Source organism: Aestuariicoccus sp. MJ-SS9, from assembly GCF_032586235.1.
Classification (GTDB): domain Bacteria; phylum Pseudomonadota; class Alphaproteobacteria; order Rhodobacterales; family Rhodobacteraceae; genus Aestuariicoccus.
On record NZ_JAWHTD010000092.1, the window covers coordinates 1 to 5,996 of the forward strand.

The 5,996-nt window shown below is 66.7% G+C and carries 7 protein-coding genes; 6 read left to right on the top strand and 1 reads right to left on the bottom strand.

Features of this window, described 5'->3' with window-relative positions:
• Positions 1 to 282: 282 nt before the first annotated feature.
• The 4 genes from RXV88_RS23020 to RXV88_RS23035 all read left to right on the top strand — a co-directional run bounded on the left by RXV88_RS23020 (position 283) and on the right by RXV88_RS23035 (position 4,471).
• A complete protein-coding gene (locus tag RXV88_RS23020) occupies positions 283 to 924 on the top strand; it encodes a glutathione S-transferase family protein (RefSeq protein ID WP_316296040.1) in 642 nt (213 codons plus the stop codon).
• A gap of 2 nt (positions 925 to 926) precedes the next feature.
• Positions 927 to 2,384 carry a betaine-aldehyde dehydrogenase gene (gene betB / locus RXV88_RS23025; protein ID WP_316296042.1) on the top strand — a complete coding sequence of 486 codons (1,458 nt, stop codon included), beginning with the start codon at positions 927 to 929 and terminating at the stop codon, positions 2,382 to 2,384.
• 94 nt (positions 2,385 to 2,478) lie between these two features.
• Positions 2,479 to 4,131 carry a choline dehydrogenase gene (gene betA, locus RXV88_RS23030; protein WP_316296044.1) on the top strand — a complete coding sequence of 551 codons (1,653 nt, stop codon included), beginning with the start codon at positions 2,479 to 2,481 and terminating at the stop codon, positions 4,129 to 4,131.
• A 91-nt stretch (positions 4,132 to 4,222) separates the two neighbouring features.
• On the top strand, positions 4,223 to 4,471 hold the full coding sequence (locus RXV88_RS23035) for a YdcH family protein (RefSeq protein ID WP_316296046.1): 249 nt from the start codon (positions 4,223 to 4,225) through the stop codon (positions 4,469 to 4,471).
• On the opposite strand, the gene RXV88_RS23040 is transcribed toward RXV88_RS23035, so the two are convergent.
• On the bottom strand, positions 4,463 to 4,978 hold the full coding sequence (locus RXV88_RS23040; protein WP_316296047.1) for a glutathione peroxidase: 516 nt from the start codon (positions 4,976 to 4,978) through the stop codon (positions 4,463 to 4,465). The two genes, RXV88_RS23035 and RXV88_RS23040, sit on opposite strands and share 9 nt — an antisense overlap.
• Before the next feature lie 135 nt (positions 4,979 to 5,113).
• Here RXV88_RS23040 and RXV88_RS23045 point away from each other — a divergent pair, with 135 nt between their 5' ends.
• Positions 5,114 to 5,419: a DUF4389 domain-containing protein gene (locus RXV88_RS23045; RefSeq protein WP_316296048.1), complete on the top strand. Its 306-nt coding sequence runs from the start codon at positions 5,114 to 5,116 to the stop codon at positions 5,417 to 5,419.
• 39 nt (positions 5,420 to 5,458) lie between these two features.
• Positions 5,459 to 5,728 carry a DksA/TraR family C4-type zinc finger protein gene (locus tag RXV88_RS23050; RefSeq protein ID WP_316296049.1) on the top strand — a complete coding sequence of 90 codons (270 nt, stop codon included), beginning with the start codon at positions 5,459 to 5,461 and terminating at the stop codon, positions 5,726 to 5,728.
• Positions 5,729 to 5,996 lie beyond the last annotated feature (268 nt).

The following is a 5,996-nucleotide window of genomic DNA, read 5'->3' on the forward strand; positions in this document are numbered from 1 at the left end:
CCAACAACTTTGATAAATCCTTGGTGTATAAAACCCAGGGCTTCCGGGGGGTTGTTTGAGGCCGCGCCGCCGTGTCGTGCGGGCCCCCGCCCCCCCCCCCCGCGCTCTCGACGCGGCGGGTCCAGGCATGACAGGCATCGCGCGACCCGCCGCGCCGCGTTCTGCCGCGATGCGGAACGGCGGCGCTCATCTCCGTCCCCCTGCTTCTTCTTGGCAAAAATACTCCCGCCGGAGGCTCCAACCCTTTACCCCGGGCGCGGCGGCTCGTCATCGGAGTGCACCATGATCGAGGTCTATGGACGCGCGACGTCGTCCAACGTGCAGCTTGTGATGTGGGCCTGCGGCGAGCTTGGCCTCGACGTCACGCGCCACGATGTGGGCCACGACTACGGCGGAACCGACACCGCCGCCTTCCTGTCGATGAATCCGATGGGCAAGGTCCCCGTCCTGCGCGATGGCGATCTGGTGCTCTTCGAGAGCGCCGCGATCCTGCGCTACCTGGCCGCCCGCTACGGCGACGCGTCGTTCTGGCCCGACCCGGAAACCCGCGCGCCGCTCGACACCTGGGCGGAATGGGTCAAAACCAGCTTCGGCCCGGCCTTCCTGCACGGGCTCTTCTATCCGCTCGTGCGGCGCGATCCGGCGCTGCTGACGCCCGAAGTACTCCGCTCGGGCGAGGCCGAGGTCGCGGCGCTGGCCTCGATGCTGGCGCGTCGCATCGGCGACGGACCCTGGCTCGGCGGCGCGGCCTTCACCTGGGCAGACGTGATGTGCGGTCATCTTCTGTGGCGGTATTTCGAGCTGCCTTTCAAGCGCGCCGACCTGCCGGAACTAAAGACATATTACAAGCGGTTATGCGACCGGCCGGCCTTTGTGCGCCATGTCATGGTCAGCTACGAGCCGCTGCGATTCAAAGAGACCTGAACATGGGACACGACACGCAACCGACCGCCAGCCACTTCGTGGACGGCCAGTATATCGAGGATACCGGCGGCGAGCCGATCGAGGTGATCTACCCCGCCACCGGCGCGGTGATCGGCCGGGTTCACGCGGCCACGCCAGCGGTGATCGAACGCGCCATCGCCTCGGCCCGCCGCGCGCAGGGCGCCTGGGCGGCGCTGAAACCGGTCGAGCGCGGCCGCATCCTGCGCCGCGCCGCCGACATCATGCGCGAACGCAACCGCGACCTGTCGGTGCTCGAGACATACGACACCGGCAAGCCGTTGTCGGAAACGCTCTGTGCCGACGCCACCTCGGGTGCGGATGCGCTGGAATATTTCGGCGGGCTGGCCGCGTCCCTCACGGGCGAGCATATCCCGCTGGGCGAGGACTGGGCCTATACGATCCGCGAACCGCTGGGGCTCTGCGTTGGGATCGGGGCGTGGAACTATCCCACCCAGATCGCCTGCTGGAAGGGCGCGCCTGCGCTGGCCTGCGGCAATGCGATGATCTTCAAACCCTCCGAGACCACGCCGCTCTGCGCGCTCAAGGTGGCCGAGATCCTGCACGAGGCGGGTCTGCCCGCGGGGCTCTACAACGTGGTGCAGGGCGCGGGCGCCGTCGGCGCGGCATTGGTGGGCGACCCCCGCGTCGACAAGGTGTCGCTGACCGGATCGGTGCCCACGGGCCGCAAGGTCTATGCCCAGGCCGCGGACCAGATGAAACACGTCACGATGGAGCTGGGCGGCAAGTCGCCGCTGATCGTCTTTGACGACGCCGACCTGGACAACGCCGTGGGCGGCGCGATCCTGGGGAATTTCTATTCCACCGGGCAGGTCTGTTCCAACGGCACCCGCGTCTTTGTGCAAAAGGGCATCAAGGAGGCCTTCCTGGCGCGCCTCGCCGAACGGGTGCAGGAGGCCGTCATCGGCGATCCGCTGGACGAGATGACGACCCTTGGCCCGATGGTCAGCGCCGCGCAGCGCGACATCGTTCTGGGCTATGTCGACAAAGGCCTGGCCGAGGGCGCGCGCCTGGTCTGCGGCGGACATGCGCTGGACCGCGACGGCTTCTACGTCGCGCCCACGGTCTTCGCCGATGTGACCGACGACATGGTCATCGCGCGCGAGGAAATCTTCGGCCCGGTCATGGCCGTACTCGATTTCGAGGACGAGGCCGATGCGATCGCCCGCGCCAACGACACGCCCTACGGCCTCTCGGCAGGCGTCTTCACCCGCGATCTGGCGCGCGGCCACCGGGTGATCGGGCAGCTTCGCGCGGGCTCGTGCTTCATCAACTCCTACAACGACGCGCCCGTCGAGGCGCCCTTCGGCGGGGTCAAGATGTCCGGCGTTGGCCGCGAAAACTCCAAGGCCGCCATCGAACATTATTCACAGCTTAAATCCGTCTACGTCCGCATGGGCGATGTCGAAGCTCCATTCTGAGGTCCCCCATGCTTCTTCTTGGCAAAAATACTCTCGCCGAAGGCATCCGCCCGCGACCCCTGGTGCGGCCTCAACCTGACCGGGGGCCACGCTGATGCAGGCCGATTACGTCGTCGTGGGCGCGGGCAGCGCCGGATGCGCGATGGCCTACCGCCTGGCCGAGGCCGGGCATTCGGTCATGGTGATCGAACATGGCGGCAGCGACTGGGGGCCGTTCATCAACATGCCCGGTGCGCTCAGCTATCCGATGAACATGAAGCGCTACGACTGGGGTTACCAGACCGAACCCGAGCCGCATCTGGGCGGGCGCAGGCTGGCCTGTCCGCGCGGCAAGGTGATCGGCGGGTCCTCGTCGATCAACGGCATGATCTACGTGCGCGGCCACGCCCGCGACTACGACCACTGGCGCGATCAGGGGGCCGACGGCTGGGGTTATGCCGACGTGCTGCCCTATTTCAAGCGGCTGGAAAACTGGCATGACGGTGGGCATGGCGGCGACCCGGCCTGGCGCGGCACCGACGGCCCGCTGCACATCACGCGCGGTGTGCGCGACAACCCTCTGGTGCAGGCCTTCGTCGAGGCCGGGCGGCAGGCCGGCTATCCGGTCACCGGCGATTACAACGGCCACCGGCAAGAGGGCTTCGGCCCCTTCGAGATGACCGTCTGGAAAGGCGAGCGCTGGTCGGCGGCCAAGGCCTATCTGCGGCCCGCACAGGCGCTGGGCGCGCAGGTGGTGCGTGGGCTGGCGCAGCGGGTGATCTTCGAGGAGGGCCGCGCCCGCGGCGTCGAGATCGCCACCCGCGGCGGCACGCAGACCGTGCGGGCCGCGCGCGAGGTGATCGTGGCAGCGGGCGCGATCAACGCACCGCAATTGCTGATGCTTTCGGGGATCGGCCCGGGGGCGCATCTGGCCGAACACGGCATCGAGGTGCGCGCCGACCGGCCCGGTGTGGGCGGCAACCTGCAGGACCATCTAGAGCTTTACGTCCAGATGGCCGCGACCCAGCCGGTGTCGCTCTTCAAGTACTGGAGCCTCATGGGCAAGGCCTGGGTCGGGGCGCAGTGGCTCTTTCGCCGCAAGGGGCCGGGCGCGTCGAACCAGTTCGAATCCACCGGCTTCATCCGGTCGCGCGCGGGTGTCGACTATCCTGACATCCAGTACCATTTCCTGCCGCTGGCCGTGCGCTACGACGGCAAGGCCGCCGCCGAGGGGCACGGCTTTCAGGCCCATGTGGGGCCGATGCGCTCGCCCTCGCGCGGGCGTGTGTCGCTCCGGTCGGGGCGAGCGGCGGACGCGCCGAAAATCCTCTTCAACTACATGAGCACCGAAGAGGATTGGCAGGACTTCCGCACCTGCATCCGCCTGACGCGCGAGATCTTCGGGCAAGAGGCCTTTGCCCCCTATCGCGGCCACGAAATCCAGCCCGGCGATGCGGCGCAAACCGACGCCGAGCTCGACGAGGCCATCCGCGAGCACGTCGAAAGCGCCTATCACCCCTGCGGCACCTGCAAGATGGGCCGGCGCGACGATCCGCAGGCAGTGGTCGACGGCCAGGGCCGGGTGATCGGAGTCGAGGGCCTGAGGGTCGCGGATTCGTCGATCTTCCCGCGCATCACCAACGGCAATCTCAACGCGCCGTCGATCATGGTGGGCGAAAAGATCGCCGATCACGTGCTCGGCCGGTCGCTGCCCGCCGACAACGCCGAACCCTGGATCAACCCAAACTGGCGGACCTCTCAGCGCTAAGATCACTGCCGCGGGCCATGTTGATCCGGATCAAGGTGCGGCGCTGCGGGGCGTGCCAGAACCGGCCCAGAACCAATGGGAAGGGAACCCGATGTCACAGCACACCCCGCACGAACTCGCCGAGGATTTTCCGCAGCACGTCGAGGCCATCCGCGCCCTGCGCGCCGGAAATGCGCATTTCGCCAAGATCGCCGACGAATATCACGCGCTCAACCGCGAGGTTCACCGCTCCGAAACCAACGTCGCCCCGATGGACGAGCTGGCCGAGACCGAGCTGCGCAAGCGCCGCGCGGCGCTCAAGGATGAAATCTGGTCGATGCTGCAGAAGGCGTCAGTCTAAGAGCGCCTCGATATCGCCGGTGATCCGGCGCGACAGCGGGCGCGCGGTGGCGCCATAGGTCGCCACCAGCGCCCCATCGGGGCCAATCAGCGCCTTGTTGAAATTCCACGCCGGGGTAAAGCCGTGGCTGTCGCGCAGCCATCGGTAAAGCGCATGGGCCTCTGGCCCGGTGACATGGGTGATGCCGGTCATCGGCAGGGTGAGGCCAAAGTTGACCTCGCAGAATTCCTTGACCGCCGCCGCGTCGTCCAGTTCTTGCCGGAAGTCGTCGGAGGGCACGGCAAGAACCACCAACCCACGGTCGCGGTAGCGGTCGTAGAGCGCCTGCAGCGCGTCGTATTGCGGCGTGAACGCGCAACGCGAGGCGGTGTTGACCACCAGCACCGGCTGACCGCGCCAATCGGCAAGGTCCAGCGTGCCGCCGTCGATGCTGTCAAAGTTAAACCCCTGCGCCGCATGGACCGGCAGCGCGAAGAGGCTGAAAATCAGACACAAAGCGCGGATCATCGTTTTCTCCCTACTGTTGGGAAATATACGGAGGGGGCCGTGAAACGGTTTCAAAAAAACCGTCGGGATGGGCGCTTTGCGCGGCGCGGCGAAGGCGCTAGACTTGGACCTTTGAAGACCCTGTGGGAGACGGCGATGCCGCTGAGTGACGATGACAAGCTGAACGGACGCCTGCATGGCGAACAACCCGAGGCGCAGAGGGATGCGATGCTGGTCCGGGTGCTTTATATGCTGCTGATCTGGCTGATGCTGAGCCTGGCGCAGACGGTGCTGACCGTGGCGACGGTGCTGCAACTGGTGATCATGGCGGTCAGCAAGGGCGCGCCGAACGAACGGCTGGCGGAATTCGGCACCGATCTGGGCGTCTGGATCGCCAAGGCCGCCCGGTTCCAGACCGGCGGGTCCGAGGTCAAGCCCTGGCCCTGGACGGAACTGGACTGATGCGCATGGCGCTGTGACAGAGGCAGGAGGGAGCACGCCATGGCCGGAGGCTGGAGCCGCGACGGCGCGGTGAACGACCAGATCGAGGCCTCGATCGCCGAGGAACTGGAGCGGATGAAAGCGCGCCGCACCCCGGTGGGCGAGAGCCTGTCGCACTGCGCCGATTGCGGCGAACCGATCCCCGAGGCCCGCCGCAAGGCGCTGCCGGGCGTCAAGCTCTGCATCGACTGCGCGTCGGAACGCCAAAGCCAGACTGCCCGCCGCGGCGGCATCAACCGGCGCGGGTCCAAGGACAGCCAGTTGAAGTGAGGCGAAGGCGGTGGTTTGTGACCGATTGGTCTTCCTAAGCTGACCTTCGCCGACGAACTGGTCGATGTCTGGGGAGCGGATAGAGCGGACCTTTCCACTGACGCGCTCAACGACTGCTTTTCACAACGCATCTGATGCCGTATATGCTATATATGACAGACCGTGATGATTTTAGAGCGCCCGTGGCTTTGTTGCACAAATGCGGGTTTGAACGGACTGCCCCTTTCCCCGGACGGACTTATCCTACGGGCCCAGTGACGGGTATGCC